The sequence below is a fragment of the Yoonia sediminilitoris genome, from assembly GCF_003058085.1.
Taxonomy (GTDB): domain Bacteria; phylum Pseudomonadota; class Alphaproteobacteria; order Rhodobacterales; family Rhodobacteraceae; genus Yoonia; species Yoonia sediminilitoris.
This window is the reverse complement of the sequence record NZ_QBUD01000004.1, coordinates 47,173-67,248: the sequence shown is the minus strand read 5'-3', so window position 1 is coordinate 67,248 and position 20,076 is coordinate 47,173. Positions and strand designations below refer to the sequence as shown.

Annotated in this window: 19 protein-coding genes; 12 read left to right on the top strand and 7 right to left on the bottom strand. The window is 58.5% G+C overall.

Annotation, left to right across the window (positions count from 1 at the left end):
* The first annotated feature begins 9 nt into the window (after positions 1–9).
* Together C8N45_RS10140 and C8N45_RS10135 are read left to right on the top strand one after the other, a co-directional pair.
* Positions 10–1,464: an efflux RND transporter periplasmic adaptor subunit gene (locus C8N45_RS10140; RefSeq protein ID WP_108386135.1), complete on the top strand. Its 1,455-nt coding sequence runs from the start codon at positions 10–12 to the stop codon at positions 1,462–1,464.
* Positions 1,464–4,859 carry an efflux RND transporter permease subunit gene (locus C8N45_RS10135; RefSeq protein ID WP_108386134.1) on the top strand — a complete coding sequence of 1,132 codons (3,396 nt, stop codon included), beginning with the start codon at positions 1,464–1,466 and terminating at the stop codon, positions 4,857–4,859. The genes C8N45_RS10140 and C8N45_RS10135 overlap by 1 nt, the downstream gene beginning before the upstream one ends.
* Here the strand turns inward: C8N45_RS10135 and C8N45_RS10130 are convergent.
* Positions 4,856–5,644: a protein-disulfide reductase DsbD domain-containing protein gene (locus tag C8N45_RS10130; RefSeq protein ID WP_245882625.1), complete on the bottom strand. Its 789-nt coding sequence runs from the start codon at positions 5,642–5,644 to the stop codon at positions 4,856–4,858. The two genes, C8N45_RS10135 and C8N45_RS10130, sit on opposite strands and share 4 nt — an antisense overlap.
* A 116-nt stretch (positions 5,645–5,760) precedes the next feature.
* Here C8N45_RS10130 and C8N45_RS10125 point away from each other — a divergent pair, with 116 nt between their 5' ends.
* Positions 5,761–6,330 carry a YqgE/AlgH family protein gene (locus C8N45_RS10125; RefSeq protein WP_108386132.1) on the top strand — a complete coding sequence of 190 codons (570 nt, stop codon included), beginning with the start codon at positions 5,761–5,763 and terminating at the stop codon, positions 6,328–6,330.
* A gap of 10 nt (positions 6,331–6,340) precedes the next feature.
* Here C8N45_RS10125 and C8N45_RS10120 read toward each other — a convergent pair whose 3' ends face one another.
* Positions 6,341–6,901: a TlpA family protein disulfide reductase gene (locus tag C8N45_RS10120; RefSeq protein WP_108386355.1), complete on the bottom strand. Its 561-nt coding sequence runs from the start codon at positions 6,899–6,901 to the stop codon at positions 6,341–6,343.
* A gap of 13 nt (positions 6,902–6,914) precedes the next feature.
* Here C8N45_RS10120 and argH point away from each other — a divergent pair, with 13 nt between their 5' ends.
* The 5 genes from argH to C8N45_RS10100 all read left to right on the top strand — a co-directional run bounded on the left by argH (position 6,915) and on the right by C8N45_RS10100 (position 12,804).
* The gene (argH, locus tag C8N45_RS10115; RefSeq protein WP_108386131.1) at positions 6,915–8,303 is read left to right on the top strand and encodes an argininosuccinate lyase; all 1,389 of its coding nucleotides are present in this window, start codon (positions 6,915–6,917) and stop codon (positions 8,301–8,303) included.
* Positions 8,300–8,473 (top strand): hypothetical protein, encoded by a 174-nt coding sequence (locus C8N45_RS23220; protein WP_168769447.1) that lies wholly within the window; start codon positions 8,300–8,302, stop codon positions 8,471–8,473. The genes argH and C8N45_RS23220 overlap by 4 nt, the downstream gene beginning before the upstream one ends.
* Positions 8,473–8,811, top strand: a complete 339-nt coding sequence (locus tag C8N45_RS10110) for a DUF2834 domain-containing protein (protein WP_108386130.1) — start codon at positions 8,473–8,475, stop codon at positions 8,809–8,811. Before C8N45_RS23220 ends, C8N45_RS10110 begins: the two co-directional genes overlap by 1 nt.
* A gap of 66 nt (positions 8,812–8,877) precedes the next feature.
* A complete protein-coding gene (gene lysA / locus C8N45_RS10105; protein ID WP_108386354.1) occupies positions 8,878–10,146 on the top strand; it encodes a diaminopimelate decarboxylase in 1,269 nt (422 codons plus the stop codon).
* A gap of 33 nt (positions 10,147–10,179) precedes the next feature.
* On the top strand, positions 10,180–12,804 hold the full coding sequence (locus C8N45_RS10100; protein ID WP_108386129.1) for a DUF4175 domain-containing protein: 2,625 nt from the start codon (positions 10,180–10,182) through the stop codon (positions 12,802–12,804).
* A gap of 9 nt (positions 12,805–12,813) precedes the next feature.
* Here the strand turns inward: C8N45_RS10100 and C8N45_RS10095 are convergent, their stop codons facing one another.
* Positions 12,814–13,677: a zinc-ribbon domain-containing protein gene (locus C8N45_RS10095; protein ID WP_108386353.1), complete on the bottom strand. Its 864-nt coding sequence runs from the start codon at positions 13,675–13,677 to the stop codon at positions 12,814–12,816.
* Between the two features lie 168 nt (positions 13,678–13,845).
* Here C8N45_RS10095 and C8N45_RS10090 point away from each other — a divergent pair, with 168 nt between their 5' ends.
* Genes C8N45_RS10090 through C8N45_RS10075 form a run of 4 tightly spaced genes read left to right on the top strand, consistent with a single transcriptional unit; the run spans position 13,846 to position 16,730 of the window.
* A complete protein-coding gene (locus C8N45_RS10090) occupies positions 13,846–14,520 on the top strand; it encodes a cell division ATP-binding protein FtsE (RefSeq protein ID WP_108386128.1) in 675 nt (224 codons plus the stop codon).
* A complete protein-coding gene (locus C8N45_RS10085) occupies positions 14,517–15,404 on the top strand; it encodes a cell division protein FtsX (protein ID WP_108386127.1) in 888 nt (295 codons plus the stop codon). Before C8N45_RS10090 ends, C8N45_RS10085 begins: the two co-directional genes overlap by 4 nt.
* Entirely contained in the window at positions 15,401–16,132 is a 732-nt protein-coding gene (locus tag C8N45_RS10080) for a lysophospholipid acyltransferase family protein (protein WP_108386126.1), read from the top strand. Before C8N45_RS10085 ends, C8N45_RS10080 begins: the two co-directional genes overlap by 4 nt.
* Complete coding sequence (locus tag C8N45_RS10075) at positions 16,119–16,730, top strand: pyridoxamine 5'-phosphate oxidase family protein (protein WP_181868927.1); 612 nt, start codon at positions 16,119–16,121, stop codon at positions 16,728–16,730. The genes C8N45_RS10080 and C8N45_RS10075 overlap by 14 nt, the downstream gene beginning before the upstream one ends.
* A 212-nt stretch (positions 16,731–16,942) precedes the next feature.
* Here C8N45_RS10075 and C8N45_RS10070 read toward each other — a convergent pair whose 3' ends face one another.
* The 4 genes from C8N45_RS10070 to C8N45_RS10055 all read right to left on the bottom strand — a co-directional run bounded on the left by C8N45_RS10070 (position 16,943) and on the right by C8N45_RS10055 (position 20,043).
* Positions 16,943–17,545: an EAL domain-containing protein gene (locus tag C8N45_RS10070; RefSeq protein ID WP_108386125.1), complete on the bottom strand. Its 603-nt coding sequence runs from the start codon at positions 17,543–17,545 to the stop codon at positions 16,943–16,945.
* Complete coding sequence (locus C8N45_RS10065; RefSeq protein ID WP_108386124.1) at positions 17,488–18,171, bottom strand: hypothetical protein; 684 nt, start codon at positions 18,169–18,171, stop codon at positions 17,488–17,490. The genes C8N45_RS10070 and C8N45_RS10065 overlap by 58 nt, the downstream gene beginning before the upstream one ends.
* Positions 18,168–18,824, bottom strand: coding sequence for a hypothetical protein (locus tag C8N45_RS10060; protein ID WP_133175965.1), 657 nt, complete (start codon positions 18,822–18,824; stop codon positions 18,168–18,170). The genes C8N45_RS10065 and C8N45_RS10060 overlap by 4 nt, the downstream gene beginning before the upstream one ends.
* A 256-nt stretch (positions 18,825–19,080) precedes the next feature.
* Positions 19,081–20,043, bottom strand: a complete 963-nt coding sequence (locus C8N45_RS10055) for an acetyl-CoA carboxylase carboxyltransferase subunit alpha (protein ID WP_108386122.1) — start codon at positions 20,041–20,043, stop codon at positions 19,081–19,083.
* Between the last annotated feature and the right edge of the window lie 33 nt (positions 20,044–20,076).

Here is a 20,076-nt window from a genome sequence, read left to right as displayed (position 1 = left end):
AAAACTAACATGCGGTTTCTTCGTCGTAGCCTGATCGGCATTTTTCTGTTGGCGGTGACGCTGGCGCTGCTCGCGTGGGCGGGCAGTCTGGTCCGTGGCTCCGTGGTCGCCCGGATGAACGAAGAACCACGCAGTTTTCCCCAGCGCGAACGCGTACTGGCGGTCAATGTGGTCACGCTTGAGGCGCAGACCTTAACCCCGGAGCTGACGGCATTTGGCGAATTGCGCAGCCAGCGGACGCTGGATTTGCGCAGTGTAACAGGCGGCACTGTGCTTGAGGCAAGCGAAGCCTTGCAGGAGGGCGGCACCGTTACCGAAGGCCAGCTTTTGCTGCGGATTGACCCGGTAGAGGCCGAAGCGGCCCGGGATCGTGTCCGCGCCGACCTTCAGGATGCTCAGGCAGAACTGCGCGATGCCCAACGCTCTGTTCTGCTTGATCAAGATGAGCTTCGGGCCGCCGAAGCGCAGGCCGCTCTGCGTGATCAGGCCCTGGCCCGTGCCCGTGATCTGGCCGCGCGCGGCGTTGGCACAGCAGCCGCAATTGAAACCGCCGAGCTGGCTGCGTCATCCGCGCAGGCGGCGGTTTTGACACGCAGACAGGCCGTTGCATCCGCACAGGCCCGCATTGATCAGGCGACGACCCGTCTGGCACGGGCGCAAATCAGTATGGCAGAGGCGGAACGCGATCTTGCCGATACACAAGTGTTTGCTGCGTTCGACGGCACATTGGCCGATGTCACCATCAGCCCCGGTGGGCGGGTCACGCCGAACGAGCGGTTTGCGCAGTTGGTTGACCCGACACGACTGGAGGTCGCTTTCCGAGTCTCAACTTCGCAATATGCCCGGCTTTTGGATGGAAATGGCACGTTGATCAACGCGCCCGTGTCGGTGGCATTGGATGTGGCGGGGGTGAACCTTGCAGCCACGGGCCAGATTACACGCGAAGGCGCGCGCGTCGGTGATGGGCAAACGGGTCGCCTGTTGTTTGCGCAATTGGAGGCGGCACCGGGCTTTCGCCCCGGCGATTTTGTGACGGTCAGCATTAAAGAACCTGCGCTGACCCAAGTCGTGCGCTTGCCCGCAACTGCCGTGGGGCCGGATGAAACCGTCTTGGTTGTCGGCGCAGAGGACCGGCTTGAAGTCGGTCAGGTGCGCTTGCTGCGCAGGCAGGGTGACGATGTGATCATTAGCGTAGGCGAATTAAACGGTGCGACAATCGTTGCAGAACGGTCGCCCCTATTGGGAGCGGGGATCAAAGTGCGCCCCATCCGCCCCGGCGTCGTCGAACAACCGGAACAGCCCGAAATGATCGCGCTTGATCCTGACAGGCGCGCAAAACTGGTCAGCTTTGTCACCGACAGCCGGATGCCTGATGAAGTAAAGGCGCGGATCATCGGCCAGCTTGAAAAAGACGAAGTGTCATCCGAAACGGTCGCACGGCTGGAAAGCAGGATGGGCAGCTGATGGCAACCGGAGGCGACAGGCTGACGGCAGGCGCAGGCGGTATCCTGTCCTATTTCACGCGGCACCGGACGGCGGCAAACCTGCTGCTGGTGCTGATGATCTCGGCCGGGCTATTGGCCTTTCCCAACATGCGGGCGCAGTTTTTCCCCGATGTGGTTGTTGATGACCTGAGCGTGTCGGTCAACTGGGACGGGGCAGGCGCCGAAGATGTCGACGCTGCCATTGTGCAGGTGCTGGAACCTGTTTTGCTTGGTGTCGAGGGGGTGACGTCCTCTTCGTCGCGGTCCACCGAAGGGCGCGCGACGATCCGGCTGGAATTTGACCCCGGTTACGACATCGACCGCGCGGCCGAGGATGTGCAGCTGGCCGTCGATAGCACCAACAATCTGCCCGATGATGCCGACGACCCCAACATCCGGCGTGGTGGCTGGTCCGACCGCGTGACCGACGTGGTGCTGACGGGGCCTGTTGGCGTTGACCAGCTTGCGCGCTTTGCTGATGAATTTTCGATCAGGCTATTCGCCGAAGGTGTGACGCAGGTTGTCATTCAAGGTGTGGCCGCCCCGTCGACAATCGTGCAGGTACCATCTTTGGCCCTGATCGAACATGATATCGGGATGGCCGACATCGCCGCCCGCATCGCCGAGGAGGCAGACGCGGACCCCGCAGGCGACGTTTCATCCAGCGCGCGCGTGCGCACCGGTGTCGCCAAACGCACGGCAGAGGACATCGGCGGAATCGTCCTGCGCTCCAACGCCGACGGTTCAAAGCTGACGATTGCGGATGTCGCCCAGATCAAGGTCGAAGGCACCGACCGAGAGCGCGCTTATTTTGTGGGCGATGATCCGGCGATCAAAATCAGGGTGCAGCGCTCTGCGCAAGGTGATGCCATCGGCATGCAGCGCACAGTCGAACAAGTCCGCGACGAACTGACCGCGTCTTTGCCTGTGGGCGTGTCGATTGCGCTGACAAATGGTCGGGCGGAATTCATCGAAGGCCGCCTGAATATCCTGTTGGATAATGGTCTGACCGGGCTAATGCTGGTTGTGGCGCTGCTGTTTTTGTTTCTGAACGCGCGCACGGCGTTCTGGGTGGCGGCGGGCATTCCCGTTGCCATGTTGGCCGCGATTGCGCTGATGTACGCGGTGGGTATCACGATCAACATGATCTCGCTTTTTGCGTTGATTATTACCCTTGGCATTGTTGTGGACGATGCGATTGTCGTGGGGGAACATGCCGATTACAGGGTGCGCCAGTTGGGCGAACACCCGACCGTTGCTGCCGAAAATGCAGCCAAAAGGATGTTCAGCCCGGTGTTTTCCGCGACGACCACGACGATCATCGCCTTCTTCGGGCTGGTCGTGATCGGGGGCCGTTTCGGCAGTTTGATCGCTGATATCCCCTACACCGTGATCGTCGTGCTGGCTGCCAGTCTGATCGAATGCTTTCTGATCCTGCCCAATCACCTGTCGCATGCGATTGCCCATACCGCCAAGGATCATTGGTACGATCTGCCGTCCAAATTCGTCAACAAAGGCTTTGACTGGTGCCGTGACAGGCTGTTCCGCCCGTTCATGCGGTTTGTGATCTGGGCGCGTTATCCGGTATTTGCCCTGGCGCTGGTCGCCTTGGCCAGCCAGCTTGCACTTTTTATCAAGGGCGACGTGAACTGGCGGTTTTTCAATGCGCCCGAACAGTCACAGGTGACCGGCAACTTCTCCATGCTGCCCGGTGCCACGCGCGAAGACACGCTTGAAATGATGCGCGAAATGCAGCGCGCCACCGAAGCGCTGGGCGCGGAATACGCGGAACGCCACGGGTTAAGCCCGCTCAAATACGTGGTGGCAGAGGTCGGCGGCAATTCGGGGCGCGCTGTGGCCGGGTCTGAGACCAAGGATGCCGATCAGCTTGGGTCGATCACGATTGAACTCATTGATGCCGACAGCCGCCCCTATTCCAGCTTTTCCTTTGTCAGTGAACTGCAAGACAGCATCGTCCAGCACCCCATGGCCGAAACCGTCAGCTTCCGCAGTTGGGGGCGTGGGCCGGGTGGCGACAGTCTTGATATTCAGATGTTCGGTGCAGACAGTGAAACCCTCAAAGCCGCCGCCGAGGCTCTGAAGGCCGAGCTTCTGCAATTCTCTGAGATTTCGGGGCTGGAGGACTCGCAGTCCTATGACAAGGAAGAACTCATCCTTGAATTGACCCCGCAAGGGCAGGCGCTTGGCCTCAATATCGATGGTCTGGGGCGCGTGCTGCGCAACCGGCTTGGCGGGATCGAAGCCGCGAGCTATCCAGATGGGGCACGTTCCGCGACGATCAGGGTTGAACTGCCGCCCGAGGAATTGTCAGCCGATTTTCTTGATCGCACACAGATTCGCACGGGCGACGGGTTCTATGTGCCCCTTGCTGATGTTGTGACCAGCCAAAGCCGGACAGGTTTTTCTACCGTGGTGCGCGAAAATGGCATCCAGTTGATATCGGTGCAGGGCGATCTGGATGATGACAATGCCGACCGGGCGACCGAAATTCAGAAAATCATCAACGATGACATTCTGCCCCGGATCGAAAGTAATTTTGGGGTTCAAAGCCAGTTGTCCGGCCAAAGCGAACAGGAACGTAACTTCCTTGCTGATGCGCAGACAGGCTTGGTCTTGGTTCTGTTGGGGATTTACCTGACGCTTTCATGGATTTTCAGCAGCTGGACCCGGCCCGTGGTGGTTATGGCGATCATTCCTTTCGGCCTCGTCGGGACGATCTGGGGTCACTATGTCTGGGATGTGCCGCTCAGCATGTTTTCGGTTGTTGGCATGATTGGGATGGTGGGGATCATCATCAACGACAGCATTGTACTGGTGACGACCGTTGACGAATACGCACAGGATCGCGGGCTTGTCCCTGCAATCATTGACGGGGCCGCAGACAGGTTGCGCCCTGTGATGCTGACGACGATGACCACGGTGTTGGGATTGATGCCGCTGCTTTATGAACGGTCCAATCAGGCTGAGTTCCTCAAACCCACGGTGATTACGCTGGTCTTTGGCCTAGGGGTGGGCATGTTTCTGGTGCTGCTTGTGGTGCCTTCGCTGATGGCGATGCAGGCGGATGTGGGCAAACAGGTGCAATCCGCCAAGCGCGCGCTGGGCGGCCGCCGCGCCGCGATCATACTGCCCGCAGGTCTTGGGGCGGTTGGTGCCGCATTGCTGTTCGCTGCAACGTTGGGGCCGGTTATTGTCACTGGCGCCGCCTGGGCCCCTGTGGCTGCGATCATGCCAATCCTGAACAGCGGGATCGCTGCGGCCTTTGGCGTGTTTGCGGCGGGCTTGGCCCTGCTCTTGCTTGCGATCTATGTGCTGGCAAGTGCCACCATTGGTGCGGCACGTTTACGCAACTAGCCTGCGCTGCAACCACGAATATCAATCGCACGGTCACTGCCCAGCACGGTGATGCGCACCTTGGATCTGTCCAATGCAAAGGCCGACCCGCTTTGAGGCACCATATCGACACTTGCGTGCAGCTTGCTTCCGGTGCGGCTGATATCAGCCTCTGACACCCAGACAGTCGATGTGCCAGCTTCGACGATGACATGCTCCGGTTGTCCGGCCGAGGCGACATCAATAATCGTCGTGACACGCAGACCGTCCTTGATCGGCATAAGTGCGCAGGTGACATCGCCAACACCCGCTTCGGACGCAGTCAGCGGCTGGTTGATCAAAGCGGCCGTAATCGATGCGTCACGGGCACCCTCGGATGGCAGCAGCCCCTGAAAGTCCAGTGTCACGGGGATGCAGATTTCTTCGCAGACGCCAATGCTCAAGGTGCCGCTGATTTCAAGCGGTACATCCGTGGCCCGGCTTGTGACGGTCAGGGGAAATACGACGCCGTCGTAATAGCCGATCGACATCATGCCGTTTTGGTCAATGACTTCGGGCACGGGCCAATGCGGCGTGATGCCTGTAATCTGATCCGATCCTGCAAACTGGAACGACGGCGGAATTCCCGCATCGCCGGGCGCGCGCCAATAGGTTTTCCAGCCCGGTTCCAGCGTAATCCGCAAGCCTGCCATATGTTCACCCGATTCCATCCGCCAGCCGGGCAAGACCTCGACTCGCGCCAGATCGTCATAGGGCCCCGCCGCCGCCAGAACGGGCAGAAGCAGGGCAAAGGCTGTTGTGGGCATGAAATAACGCATGTTTCTTATTTAGTTACCCGGCCTGAAATGGGAAGTCACATTCGGGCGATTAGAATGTCACGTTGTTACTTGCGTCGCTGTGCCCAGGCGCAAATAATAAGGACATGACTTCTGATCGTTTAGATTTAACAGGTAAACTTCTGATTGCCATGCCCGAGATGGGCGATCCGCGTTTTGCGCAGAGCGTCGTTTACATGTGTGCTCACTCAAATGATGGCGGCATGGGGCTGATTGTGAACAAGCCACAGACGGACGTGCGCTTTTCGGATCTACTTGAGCAATTGGGAATCGACCGATCACCCGGCGTCCGTGATATTCGTGTCCATTTTGGTGGTCCGGTGGATCATGCGCGCGGGTTTGTCCTGCACTCGACCGACTACCGGTCCGAACATGGGACCTTGCGGGTTGATGACAATATCAGCATGACCGCAACGCTGGATGTGCTGGAACATATCGCACAAGGCAAGGGACCGGATACATCCATGTTGGCGCTGGGCTACGCAGGTTGGGGGCCGGGGCAATTAGAAGCCGAGATTGCCCAGAATGGCTGGCTGACCTGCGATGCTCGCGATGACATCGTGTTTGGGCGGGCCAACGAACATAAATGGTCAGCCGCGCTCAAGCATATTGGCATTGACCCTTTGCTGCTGTCAGGAACCGCCGGGCGCGCCTAGGGGCCTGACCCTAGGAGGGCGCGGCAATCAGCGCATGCAAGATTGATTTGGCGCTGTCGCTTGACCAATCCGCTTCGCCTTGCAGACGGGCGATTTCGTCACCGTTGCGGTCAAGGATAACAGTCACGGGCAGGCCCAGAATACCCATGCTGCGCGCCAGTGATTGCCGCTTGTCGGTGTGCAGGGGCAGATTATCAACGCCGATTTCATCAAAGAAACGCTGCATCGCGGGCATTGGATTGCGCCCGGTCGCGATTGTCACCACCTGCATATCAGCGCCACCCAATTCGGCTTGAAGCGCGGAAAGTTGCGGCATTTCCTTGCGGCAGGGTGCGCACCATGTGGCCCAGAAATTCAGGACGACAATCTGCCCTTCAAAGGCAGCCAGCGTCATTTCTGAACCGTCGGCCCCGGTGAATGGGGTATCCGTGCTTGCGACGGGCGTGCTATGCACGGCCAGTTTGCGCATGTCACCTTCGCGTAGATCCGCGATGTTGGCAGTCTGTGCCTGCGCGATGTTTGCAACAGCAGCAAGTGCCGTATAAAGCAGGACCGATGTTAATTTTCGCATAGGCGTTTCCTTCATGACCAAATCCGCAAACTCAATGTGGGGCGGACGTTTTGCCGCCGGACCAGACGCGATCATGGAGGCGATCAACGCCTCGATCGGGTATGACCGCCGCCTCGCGCCGCAAGACATTGCAGGTTCACGGGCCCATGCCGCCATGTTGGCCGCAACAGGCATCATCAGCGATAACGATGCAGAGGTCATCAGGGAAGGCCTGCTCACCGTTTTGTCAGAGATTGAAACCGGCGATTTCCCCTTTTCGACCGCTTTGGAAGATATCCACATGAATGTGGAAGCGCGCCTGCGCGATCTGATCGGCGAACCAGCGGGGCGCTTGCACACAGCCCGGTCGCGCAACGATCAGGTTGCTGTCGATTTCCGCCTGTGGGTGCGTGATCAGTGCGATCAGGCGGATGAAGCATTGGGCGCCTTGCAAAAGGCGCTGCTGGGCCAGGCAGAGGCGGGGGCCGACTGGGTGATGCCCGGATTTACCCATTTGCAGGTGGCCCAGCCGGTGACATGGGGCCATCATATGCTGGCCTATGTCGAAATGTTCGCGCGTGACCGGTCACGTTTTGCCGATGCGCGTGCGCGGATGAATACATCGCCCCTTGGCGCTGCCGCATTGGCTGGTACGTCGTTCCCGATTGATCGTGACATGACAGCGCAAGCACTGGGCTTTGATCGCCCGATGTCCAATTCGCTGGATGGTGTGGCGGACCGCGATTTCGCGCTGGAGTTTCTGGCAAGTGCAAGCATCTGCGCGATGCACCTCAGCAGGTTGGCCGAAGAATTGGTGATCTGGTCCTCGGCCCAGTTCCGTTTCGTCAAGATGTCCGACAAATGGTCTACCGGGTCTTCCATCATGCCGCAAAAGCGCAATCCGGACGCGGCAGAGTTGATCCGCGCCAAGATTGGCCGCATCTTCGGGGCAAATGTGGCCCTGATGACTGTGATGAAGGGGCTGCCGTTAACCTATTCTAAGGACATGCAGGAAGATAAAGAACAGACATTCGATGCTGCTGACAACCTGATGCTGGCGCTGGCAGCCATGACGGGCATGGTGGCGGATATGACGGCCAACCGCGAAAGCCTGAAGGCGGCTGCAGCGACAGGCTTTTCCACCGCGACCGATCTGGCCGATTGGCTGGTGCGCGAACTTGGGCTACCGTTCCGCGAGGCGCATCATGTAACAGGTTCGCTGGTGGCATTGGCCGAAGAAAAAACGTGCGATCTGCCTGATCTTTCGCTTGCGCAGATGCAGTCAGTGCATGCTGACATTCGCGCGGATGTGTTTGACGTGCTGGGGGTTGAAAACTCTGTTGCGTCACGAACGAGTTTCGGCGGTACTGCACCCTCACAGGTGAGGGCACAAATCGCGACTTGGAAGGAAAAGTTGGAATGAAACGGGCAGTTTTGTTGATTGGCATCATGGGGCTGGCATCTTGCGGTGCTGATGGCCCACCGATGCGCCCGAGCGCGAATGTCGGGTTGAGCGTCGGGTCCGGCGGGGTCAGTACAAATGCAAGCGTCGGGGCCAGCAATGGCACTGTATCAATCGGGGTGGGCCTGTGATGCGTCCTGTTTTCCTGCTGATTGCGATCTGGGGCGCAATTCATCCGATGTACTATTTCCTGCAATGGTTTCAGGCCGAAGGCTTCGACATCATGAAAATGGTGGACGCGTGGCACGCCAATGCGGCCAGCAGCGGCCTTGTCTGGGATCTGACGATTGCTGCGGTGGCGCTGACGCTGTGGATTGTTACCGAGGTCGCCAAGACAAAGAACTGGATGGGCTTGCTGGCAATCCCCGCGACCTTCCTGATCGGGGTCAGCTGCGGATTGCCGCTGTATTTGTACCTGCGGATGCGGATCGTCTACACGCCCGACAAATACACCGTCCGCGACCTTTAATCCGGGGTTGGTCTTTACCCTTTATCTGATATGTCCGGGGTCGGTTTTGCAAAAGGATCACCCGCATTGGATCATTTCCTGTATCGCGATGGCGCGCTTTACGCCGAAGACGTCCCTGTCGCCGAAATCGCGGCGGCGGTTGGAACGCCGTTCTATGTCTACTCGACGGCTACGCTGATCCGTCATTTCGCGCTCTTTGACGAGGCGCTGGGTTTCGCTGACCACCTTGTTTGCTTTGCAATGAAATCTCTTTCTAATCAAGCGGTTATAAAGGTTTTGGGTGATGCGGGCGCCGGCATGGATGTTGTGTCTGCGGGCGAATATCTGCGTGCGAGGGCCGCAGGCATCCCCGGTGAGCGCATCGTGTTTTCGGGCGTCGGCAAGACCGCCGACGAAATGCGTACGGCGCTGCAAGGGGGCATCCGCCAATTCAACGTCGAATCCGAGCCTGAAATGGTCGTTCTGGATCAGGTCGCGCGGTCGCTGGGCAAGGTTGCGCCCATAACCGTGCGGGTAAACCCGGATGTGGATGCAAAAACCCACGCAAAAATCGCCACCGGCAAATCCGAGAATAAATTCGGCATCCCCATCAGCCGCGCCCGCGATGTCTATGCGATGGCGGCTAAAATGCCCGGCTTGAAGGTCATTGGAATCGATGTGCACATCGGATCGCAACTGACCGAGCTTGCCCCGTTCGAGGCCGCCTACAAGAAAGTCGCCGAATTGACCGAACAGTTGCGCGCTGACGGGCACGAGATCAGCCGCCTTGATCTGGGCGGCGGGTTGGGTATTCCCTACGCGCGCTCGAACGAGGCGCCGCCGCTGCCGACAGACTATGGCAAGCTGATCGAACGCACGGTCGGTCATTTGGGCTGCGAGATAGAGATCGAACCGGGCCGCCTGATATCAGGCAACGCAGGGCTGATGGTGTCAAAAGTGATCTATGTGAAATCCGGTGAAGACCGCGATTTCCTGATTCTCGACGGTGCGATGAATGACCTGATCCGTCCGGCCATGTACGAGGCATGGCACGATATCGTGCCAGTGGTCGAACCTGAACCGGGGGACGCGCCCGCAAAATATGATATCGTTGGTCCGATTTGCGAAAGCGGCGATACCTTCGCCAAAGCGCGCGAAATGCCGCGGGTGGAGCCGGATGATCTTGTGGCTTTCCGCTCAGCGGGGGCTTACGGTGCGGTCATGTCGTCTGAATATAATTCGCGACCGCTAATCCCGGAGGTGCTTGTTGATGGCAATCAATTTGCAGTTATCCGCGCGCGCCCTACCTATGAAGAGATGATAGGCCGCGATACACTGCCGGAGTGGCTGAGCTAAAGGAGAAGCCCACTGACCCAACCGACTGACCAGATGCGCCATTTGCGTTGGCCCGTGTCTTTGACACGCGCAGGCATGGTGGCCGAGCAGGTCGTCAGGGCGTTCTGGCCGCTGTGGACTGTCATGTTCGTTGTACTTGCCCCGCTGATGATGGGCTGGCATGATATCATGCCGCTTGAGCTCTTCTGGGGCCTGTCGGTTTTATCCGTCCTCGGACTTGGGGCGGCAATTTACTGGGGCGTGCGCCGATTCCATTTGCCAACAAGGGCAGAGGCACTGGACCGCGTCGATGCAGCCATGCCCGGACGGCCCATTGCGGCGGTCGCAGACACGCAAGCCGTCGGTAGTGGTGATCCTGCGTCAGAGGCAGTCTGGCGTGCCCATGTCGCGCGCATGCAGGAACGAACCAAATCCGCCAGTGTGGTTGAACCTGATTTGCGGGTATCGGACAAAGATCCGTTCGGGCTGCGTTTTATCGCGCTGCTTTTCTTTGTCACGGCGCTTCTGTTCGGCTCGCTGTTTCGGATCGGATCGGTCGGCGATGTGGCGACTGGAAATGAACCCAGCCTGATCGCGGGCCCGGTCTGGGAAGGGTGGGTTGAACCACCTGCCTATACCGGCAAGCCATCGCTGTACCTCAATGATATTCCCGCAGGCCCCCTGCGCGTGCCGGAGGGCAGCAAAGTCACCTTGCGTCTCTACGGCGAAGTGGGTGCATTGACAGTGGCCGAAACGGTGTCAGCGCGGACCGATGACCTGCCTGCCGCGTCTGACGCGCAGCAGAGCTTCGAGATTGTGCAATCCGGTGCGCTGTCGATTGATGGCGAAAACGGGATCAGTTGGAACGTGACCGCGATTGCGGATGAAGCTCCCTTTGTCGAGCTCACCGGCCCGGTCGAGGCGGATGCACAAGGCGAAATGTCGCAGCCTTTCGCGGCGATGGATGATTACGGGGTCGAGGCGGGGACAGCGACCATCACGCTTGATCTAGCCGCCGTTGACCGCGCACATGGGCTGATCATTGACCCGGACCCGATTGAACCATTGGTGCTGGACCTGCCAATGCCCTTTAACGGGGACAGGTCCGATTTTGATGAGTTCCTGATCGAAAACCTAAGCCAGCATCCTCTCGCCAACCTGCCCGTTACCCTGCAATTGCAGGTCACGGATGCGGCGGGCCAATCGGCACAATCCGCTGCCGAGCCGCTGATCTTGCCGGGCCGCCGGTTTTTCCAGCCGTTCGCCAAGGCGGTGATCGAACAAAGGCGCGATCTGATGTGGTCGAAGGCCAATTTGCGCCGTGTGAACCAGATTTTGCGCGCAGTATCGCACTTGCCCGAGGGGCTGTTTTCGAACGAAACTACCTATCTGCGACTATCGACGATCATCCGTCGCCTTGATGGCTTTCTTGATATCGGAATGAACGACGATGAGCAGGCCGAAGTGGTACAGGCCCTATGGGATTTGGCCATCCAACTGGAAGATGGCCGTCTTGCCGACGCCCGCGCCCGGCTGGAACGTGCGCAGGAACGTCTGGCAGAGGCGATGCGCAATGGCGCCTCTGACGAGGAAATCGCCGAGCTGATGCAGGAGTTGCGCGAGGCCACCAACGACTACATGCGTATGCTGGCCGAAGAATCCGAACCTTCTGACGGTACAGATCAGGCCGATGGCGGTGGCGAAAGCATGGAGTTCACCCAAGACGAGCTTCAGGCGCTGATGGATCGGATCGAAGAGTTGATGCAGGAAGGCCGCATGGCCGAAGCGCAGGAACTGATGGAACAGCTCAACGAGTTGATGGAAAACATGCGCGTGACCCAAGGTGAAGGTGGCGAAGGCCAGCAATCGCCGGGCCAGCAATCCATGCAGGACCTGGCCGAAACGCTGCGCGATCAGGAAGAGCTTTCTGACGATGCGTTCCGCGACCTGCAAGAACAGTTCAACCAAGGGCAACAGGGCCAACAAGGACAACAGGGTCAGCAACCCGGTCAACAGGGCCAGCAAGGTCAGGGACAACAGGGGCAGCAGCCCGGCCAGCAGGGCCAGAACGGTGATCAACCCGGTCAAGGTGGACAGCAGGGCCAGGGACAGGGCGTTGGCCGCGACGGCCAGACCGGTGAAGAACGCGGCAATGGTGCCGGCGGTGAAGGCGACCAACAAAGCCTTGCTGAACGACAGCAGGCATTGCGTGACGAACTAGAACGCCAGCGCAACGGACTGCCCAACCTTGAAGGCGAAGCGGGCGATATCGCCAGGCAATCGCTGGAACGTGCCGAGGGTGCCATGGAAGGCGCCGAAGATGCACTACGTGATGGCGATCTGGCCGAAGCCATTGACCGGCAGGCCGAAGCAATGGACGCGCTGCGCAACGGCATGCGGCAATTGGGTGAAGCGATGGCCGAAAACCAGCAGCAACAGCCCGGCCAAGGGTCCGAACAGGGCGACACAGCAGCACGCCCAACCCCGTCACAGCGCGACCCGCTGGGTCGTGAAATGGGCAATATCGGCCAGCTTGGTACAGATCAGGATATGCTGGGCCGCGAAGAGATCAACCGTCGCGCCGAAGAATTGCTGGACGAAATCCGCCGCAGATCGGCAGAACAGGAACGACCAGAGATTGAACGCGACTACCTGCGCAGGTTGCTTGACCAGTTCTAGCGCGGTGTCTTATTCGCTTGCTGGCGTCTCGGGCAGCGCAGCTGGCTCTGTATCAATAACCGCGTCGGACGAGGGGGCGCTGAGCGTGTCAATGAAAGCCATCCCTTTCAATATCTGATCATCCAGCCAAAGCCGAAACTGGTCCACATAGCCCACATAGGTTGTCATGGCGTCGCGGGTCTGCGGCAGCTTTTCGATGATCTGCTCGGCGAAATAATAGGGGGCCAGTCCTATCAACATCACAAACAGAACAAGGAAAAAGCCACGCCGGAACCCGCGGCGGCGTGTGACTTCTTCCTGCTCGGTTGCGGTCAGGCCCGAGGTGTCGCTGGCAAGCGCGCGGCTGCGCAATGTTTCGTTGATTTCGTCGATGCTGGGCATCGCGTGAATGTTGGTCCCGCCAACCGCACCGGTGGAAGAAGCTGCAATCGACGCCCGTGTTGGGTTGCTTTGGCCGGTCATTTGCGAAATGCGGCGGCGCGTTTCTGCGGCCCGCTCGCTGGCGGTCTGATTTTGGATCTCGGACGGATGCGGGGCGGCTTCTTGCGTGGCGCGCACCTGCTTTTCGCGGGCTGCCTCTTCGCGCAGGATATCGGCGATCGACGAATCAAGCGGCTTGCGCTCGGGCGATTCTATGGGCTTGTGGCGCGGGCCATCTTCGCTGGCCGGGCCATCGTCGCTGGTCGGGCCAGCTGTCGACTGCGCGGGTCTGGCCGGTGGGGGCTGCATCAGCGGACGGCCTGCGACCTTGGGCTTGTCCATCTGAAACCATGTGTGCGAGCAGCTTGAACACTGCACATCCCGCCCACCTTCGGGGATCACATCGTCCGCAATATCGTATTGCGCATCACATTTGGGGCAAATAAGCCGCATCCTGTTGTCCTTCCGCCCGCCAGCCACTCGTTATTATTGGCTTTGTTACGGTTAATCTAGCGATGGCGCACTGCCCAAGCAAAGGAAATACGAGCCGTGTCCCCGACGCATCATTGTATCCCCGTACAGATTTGGGCAAAAGGGCGACGATGCAAGGGGTGAATTGCCGTGATCGAGCTTGATAATGTATCATATGGCTATCGGGGCCAGCCGCTTTTTTCCCAACTATCACTTGAGCTTGCGCCAGGATCGTTCCATTTTTTGACTGGCCCTTCGGGAGCGGGAAAAACAACGCTTTTGCGCCTGTGCTATGCGGATTTGCAGGCACAACAGGGGCAGGTCAGGTTGTTCGGCAAGGATGCGACCCGGCTTGACCGCGACGCGGTGGCATTGACCCGCCGACGGATCGGCGTCGTGCATCAGGATTGTCAGTTTCTCGATCATTTGTCGGTTGCCGAGAACATCGCGTTGCCGCTGACCGTCTCGGGGCGCGTGGCCGAGGCGGCGGCGAATCTTTCTGAGTTGTTGAATTGGGTCGGGTTAGCCGAACAGGCACACCAACTGCCGCAAGAACTGTCGGGCGGAGAGCGCCAGCGCGCCGCGCTGGCCCGCGCCGTGATCATGTCTCCTGATTTCATTATTGCGGACGAGCCCACAGGCAATGTGGATTGGGAAATGTCCCAACGACTGATGACCTTGCTGACCGAGCTGAACAGAATGGGCAAAACGATCCTGATTGCGACCCATGATCTGAACTTGATCCGTACGATCAAGTCAGGGGTCAGCGCGCGGGTTCTGCGTCTGCGCGGAGGCCTGCTGGATCAGGCAGGGGCGGAGTTATGAAGCTTGTGCTTGACCTGCTGATTGGTGATGCGCAGTCGGATCGTGTTGTCCCGCCGACCGGGATCGCCGCGCGCCTGACAGTTTTCGTCGCAGGGGCAATGGCATTTTTGGCCGTGTTGGCCGTGGCGCTGACCTTGACTGCTGCCCGCGTCGCTGACGCGTGGGCCAATGAACTGGCACAGGCCGCAACGCTGCGGTTGCCTGTCGGGGCGGACGATGCGCTTGTCATTGCGGCGCTGAATTTGCTTGAAACAACGCCGGGCATTGCGTCTGCCCGGGTGCTATCGGACGCCGAGCAGGCGGCCCTGCTTGCCCCGTGGCTCGGCGCGGATATCGGGTTGGATGAACTTCCGGTGCCAAGACTGATCGCTATCGTTGCGGAAGACCAAGGGTACGACGCAGCTGGACTGCGGGCGCGCCTGACCGGAGAGATGCCAACCGCCGTACTGGACGATCACGGTCGCTGGCGCGCGCCACTTGTTCAGGCGGCCAGCCGTGTGCGCCTGGTCGGTTGGTTCAGCTTTTTGCTGATCGTGGCCGCGATGGCCGCGATGATCGTTTTGGCGGCGCATGCGTCACTTGCCGCGCACGCGCAAGTGATCCGGGTCTTGCGGCTGGTGGGCGCTCGGGACGTGTATATCGCGCGCGCGTTTGTGCGCAGGTTTACCTTGCGCACTGGCCTGGGGGCCATTGGTGGCGTCATTATCGGCCTATTGGCGCTTGAACTGTTGCCTGATGCGGATACTGCAGGGGGCTTTCTGGCGAACGTTGGATTTGAAGGGGCAGGGTGGCTATGGCCTCTGGTCATTCCGCTTTTGGCAGCTATCGTGGGCTTCGTCGCGACCCGTGCGGCGGCAATGGCAAGGCTAAGGGATCAAACATGAAATATGCAATCCAATGGCTGCGCTGTCTGGTTTTCAATGCGCAGATGTATATCGCCATGCTGGTCGTCGGCGTGCTGTACATGCCAGCCGCGATCATTTCGCGCAACGGCGCGATTGCCGCCTGTCACGCATATTGCAGATGGATCGGCTGGACAGCATCATGGATGATCGGCCTGAAATGTGAGATCAGAGGAGAGCCGCCCACAGACGAAGTCATGGTGGCCGCCAAACACCAGTCTTTCTTGGATGTGCTGATGATCTATGGTGCGATCCCGCGTGGCAAGTTCATCATGAAGTCAATTCTGAAATACGCTCCGATCATCGGCCAATTTGGCCTGCGGATCGGCTGCATCCCGGTCAATCGGGGCAAACGCGGTGTGGCGGTCAAGCAAATGCTGGCAGACGTCAAGGCAGGTCGGGCGCTGCCGGGCCAGTTGATCATCTATCCGCAGGGCACGCGGATTCCGCCTGGCGAAAAGCGGCCCTACAAGATTGGCACAGGTGCGCTTTATCGCGAGTTGGGACAGCCGGTCGTGCCCGTGGCAACGAACGTCGGGGTATTCTGGCCAAAGCGCGGAGTCTATCGCAAGCCGGGTACAGCGGTTTTCGAATTCCTGCCAAGGATTGCGCCGGGGCTGGATGTGAATGAGTTCATGAAACGGTTGGAAACGGACATCGAATCCGCCTCTGACCGGTTGAACAAGGAAGCTGGCTTTGAAAGACCGTGATCTGATCGAGGATATCGCTGCACTCGAGGCGCTGTACGGCGAACCGGGAGAGGCATCACTCATCAAGGTCGCTCACAGGGTGACCCCGCTTTATGCCAAGTGGATCATGCGTTCCCGGTTTTGCATTGTGTCAACGGTCGGGCGGGAAGGTACTGACGGCAGCCCCCGCGGGGATGATGAACCGGTTGTGCAACTTTTTGATGACACTACAGTGTTGCTGCCTGACTGGCGGGGCAATAACCGACTGGATACATTGCGCAATATCGTGTCAGACGGGCGCATCAGCCTTTTGTTTATGGTGCCGGGATCAGATAATGTGGTCCGGCTGAATGGCACTGCAAAACTGTCGGTCGCGCCTGACCTGCTGGATCGTTTCGACCGGTCAGGCAAGACGCCGCGTAGTGTGATTGTTGTGCGCGTCGCCGAAATCTATAGCCAATGTGCCCGTGCGCTGATGCGGGCTGATCTATGGGCGGTGAGTGATGAGAGCGTCGATTTGCCGACCGTGGGTGCGCTGTTGCAGGAACAGAAATCATCATTTGACGGCAAAGCCTATGATCACGCATGGGCACCGCGCGCGAAAGATACCATGTGGTAGCCTCGTGCCACCACCCAAGGTGTCTGCACATGGTTCCAGGCTAACGACGATGCGGTACAGGTTGGCCCGGGGCAAGAGCGAAGCCTTCCACAATGATAAGGCGATCACAGTCAGCAAGAGCAATTGCCAATGGCCTCTTTGGGTCTGCTTTGGATGTGTCCCTGTGATATTCTGGATGTGACAGGCTGATAAGCTCGATGGACGAAAGCGCACTAGGCCAGCTTGCCGGTCAGGATGGTGTCGGAGCTTTGACAATATGCGCGGAAATCATCTTCGCACAATGGCTTGGCAAATGCGTAGCCTTGCAGACGATCACAGCCCAAATCGCGCGCTATCGCGGCATGCTCCATTGTTTCGATCCCCTCGGCAGTGACTTTGATCTTCATTGACCGCGCGATACCGACAATGCCCCGCATCAACTGCCTGTTACTTTCCTTTTCGACAATCGGCATGATCAGATGCCGGTCAATCTTGAGCCGTTCAGGTGTGATACTGAGCAAGGCCGAAATAGAGGCGCGCCCGCTGCCGAAGTCATCGATCTGGATTCCCACGCCACGTTCTTTACGTGCGTCAAGCATCCATTCGAAACGGTTGTTTTCTTCATCAAAGGCAATGGATTCGAGTAGCTCGAAGGAAAGTGCGAACGGACCCGTTACATTTGAAACACTGGCGAGCAGCGCAGGGTCGCACAGCCGTTCCTGACTGACATTGACGGATAGTTCAGGGACAAAAATGCCACCTTTATCACATAGATCATTTAGAAACCTGGCGGACTTACCGAGAATGATATCGTCGATTTTGTTAACAATCCCCATGGCATAGGCCCCATGGATAACAACCGTGTATAAGCGGCAATTCTATCTTCGAAAAAGCGTCGGTTCGGCAGATCGGTCAGAGCATCATGCAGGGCGATATGGCTGAGCTGATTTGACTGTTCGCCAATTTTGCGCCCCGTGTCCTGCACCAGCGTCATGAAATCGGCAAATGCGCCGCTGAACTCATGCTCAAGCGAAACATCCAGCGTGCCATCGGCCAGATCATGCATGGTCTGGCCGATGGCGGAAACACTTTGGTCAACCTGAATGACAAATTGATTGATGTCGCTTGCGAGCGATTGAAGGTTTTCGTCGGCGTAGGCAACATCAACCCGCTGGGTAAAGTCGCCTGCGCTGGCCGCCCTGATGACATCACCGAATTCGGCGCGCAGTTGTGCTGTCATTTCGTGTCGTTTGCGGGCTGCATCCGCCTGCGCCCGCGCCAGCCTTTCACGTTCGATCGCCAACTCGGATGTGCGTTCTTCAACTTTGCGTTCCAGATTACGATTGAGATCGTCGCGCTCGTGCATAAGGACCTGATTATGTTTCAGGCTGGCTTTGAAACGCTCGATGGCATGCGCGACTTTGCCGATCTCGTCGGTGCGGTTCCTGACCGGGACGGTCATTCCAAATTTCCCTGGTCAAGCGCCGCAACCGTGTGGGCAAGTGACAGGATCGGCCGAGAGATCAATTGCGCAACTGCATAGGAAACCGCGCAAAGGACCACGCCAAGGCCAAGCAGCATGCGAAAAAGCTGCCATATCAGAGCGACGGTTTCGTCTTTCAACGCGTTAAGGTCCTGTTGGACCAGCACGCGCGTCTGGCCCGCAATTTTGTTAAAGAGTGTGCTGATTTCACGAAATTCCGCCTGATGATGTGGAAGGGGTTCGTCGCGGCTGGCGTTCTCAGCGTCTGCAATAACCCCTTTGAGCCAAGTCAGCCTTTGTTCAAGATCGTATTTCTCGACTCTGGGATCCAATGCCCCGCTCAGGCCGGAGAGCCGGCGTTGGGATTGCTGCAAGAGCTGTAACTGAAGCGCAATGCTGCGATTTGTATCATCATTCTGAAAGAGTTGTGACAGTTGAATCATATACGAGTGAGTGCGTTCAAACAGAATGGACTGCGTCATCGCTGTATATTGATAGGCAAGCGATCGCTGCACACGGTCTTCGATGTAGTCGAATTGCCGTTCAGCCAGTTTTATTCCAAACAGGACACCGGTAATGACAACGGCCAATCCCAGAAGCGGGCCAAGCAAAACAACGCGTCGGAGAGTCATGAGGCGATCAAAACGGCGCTTGAAGCTGGCAAGAGGCATAGCGCGACCAGCCTAGCAAGCGGGGCGCAGTGAAAGGATAATTGCAAGGTTAGGCTGGCCTCAGCACGACCCGGAATACACCGGTGCGGCGGGTTGATGTTTGCAACTATGTCGGACTATTTTCATCGACCACACCTAATAATGCCCAAGACACCGGAATGCCTGACGATAGTCGATGTGGGTTAAGATTTTATGTGTCGTGAATTGCTTGGCGGCTCTACGCGGCAAGCCCCTTTTGACCCAATTGCAGGTATTTCTTGCGGCGCTGGCTGCGCACCTCGTCAGCAGAGAGCTTTTCAAGGTCTGCCAGCATATCTGTGATGGCACGACCGACCTTTTTGATCGTGTCGGCTGCGTTACGGTGCGCCCCGCCAAGCGGTTCGCTGATCACGCGGTCACAGACCCCCAACGCACTCAGGTCCTGTGACGTCAGCCGCAGGGCCTCTGCTGCCTCGCGCATTTTTTCGGCGTCTTTCCACAGGATGGATGCACAGCCTTCAGGGCTGATCACTGAATAGATCGAATGTTCCAGCATAGCGACGCGGTTGGCGGTGGCAAAAGCGACCGCCCCGCCTGATCCGCCTTCACCGATCACAACGCTGATAAGGGGCACCCGCAGGTTCAGGCATTTTTCAGTGGACCTTGCGATGGCTTCGGATTGGCCGCGTTCTTCGGCCCCTTTGCCGGGATAGGCGCCGGGCGTGTCGACAAGCGTGACGACGGGCAGGCCAAAGCGGTCGGCAAGGTCCATCAGCCGGATTGCCTTGCGATAGCCTTCGGGGCGGGCCATGCCAAAATTCCGCTCGATCCGGGACTTTGTATCATTGCCTTTTTCGTGGCCAATGACCATCACCGCTTTGCCATCAAGCCGCGCAATGCCACCCATGACGGCATGGTCGTCGGCAAAGTTCCGGTCGCCTGCAAGCGGGGTGTATTCGGTGAACAACGCCTCGATATAGTCTTTGCAATGGGGCCGCTGGGGGTGCCGCGCGACCAGACATTTGCGCCATGGCGACAGGTCCGCATAAAGATTGCGCAACATGTCACCGGCCTTCTTGTCAAGCGCGGCGGCCTCTTTTTCGATATCCATTTCCTCGTTTTCACGCGCCATTGCACGCAACTCTTCGGCCTTGCCTTCAATTTCAGCCAGCGGTTTTTCGAACTCGAGGTATTGGGTCATGGTCGCACGCGCCTTTTGGGTAATGTCTGCTGC

Coding starts and splice junctions, on each gene's coding strand:
- C8N45_RS10140 (WP_108386135.1), top strand. CDS start 10: ATGCGGTTTCTTCGTCGTAGCCTGATCGGCATTTTTCTGTTGGCGGTG.
- C8N45_RS10135 (WP_108386134.1), top strand. CDS start 1,464: ATGGCAACCGGAGGCGACAGGCTGACGGCAGGCGCAGGCGGTATCCTG.
- C8N45_RS10130 (WP_245882625.1), bottom strand. CDS start 5,644: ATGCCCACAACAGCCTTTGCCCTGCTTCTGCCCGTTCTGGCGGCGGCG.
- C8N45_RS10125 (WP_108386132.1), top strand. CDS start 5,761: ATGACTTCTGATCGTTTAGATTTAACAGGTAAACTTCTGATTGCCATG.
- C8N45_RS10120 (WP_108386355.1), bottom strand. CDS start 6,901: ATGCGAAAATTAACATCGGTCCTGCTTTATACGGCACTTGCTGCTGTT.
- argH (WP_108386131.1), top strand. CDS start 6,915: ATGACCAAATCCGCAAACTCAATGTGGGGCGGACGTTTTGCCGCCGGA.
- C8N45_RS23220 (WP_168769447.1), top strand. CDS start 8,300: ATGAAACGGGCAGTTTTGTTGATTGGCATCATGGGGCTGGCATCTTGC.
- C8N45_RS10110 (WP_108386130.1), top strand. CDS start 8,473: ATGCGTCCTGTTTTCCTGCTGATTGCGATCTGGGGCGCAATTCATCCG.
- C8N45_RS10100 (WP_108386129.1), top strand. CDS start 10,180: ATGCGCCATTTGCGTTGGCCCGTGTCTTTGACACGCGCAGGCATGGTG.
- C8N45_RS10095 (WP_108386353.1), bottom strand. CDS start 13,677: ATGCGGCTTATTTGCCCCAAATGTGATGCGCAATACGATATTGCGGAC.
- C8N45_RS10085 (WP_108386127.1), top strand. CDS start 14,517: ATGAAGCTTGTGCTTGACCTGCTGATTGGTGATGCGCAGTCGGATCGT.
- C8N45_RS10080 (WP_108386126.1), top strand. CDS start 15,401: ATGAAATATGCAATCCAATGGCTGCGCTGTCTGGTTTTCAATGCGCAG.
- C8N45_RS10070 (WP_108386125.1), bottom strand. CDS start 17,545: ATGGGGATTGTTAACAAAATCGACGATATCATTCTCGGTAAGTCCGCC.
- C8N45_RS10065 (WP_108386124.1), bottom strand. CDS start 18,171: ATGACCGTCCCGGTCAGGAACCGCACCGACGAGATCGGCAAAGTCGCG.
- C8N45_RS10060 (WP_133175965.1), bottom strand. CDS start 18,824: ATGACTCTCCGACGCGTTGTTTTGCTTGGCCCGCTTCTGGGATTGGCC.
- C8N45_RS10055 (WP_108386122.1), bottom strand. CDS start 20,043: ATGACCCAATACCTCGAGTTCGAAAAACCGCTGGCTGAAATTGAAGGC.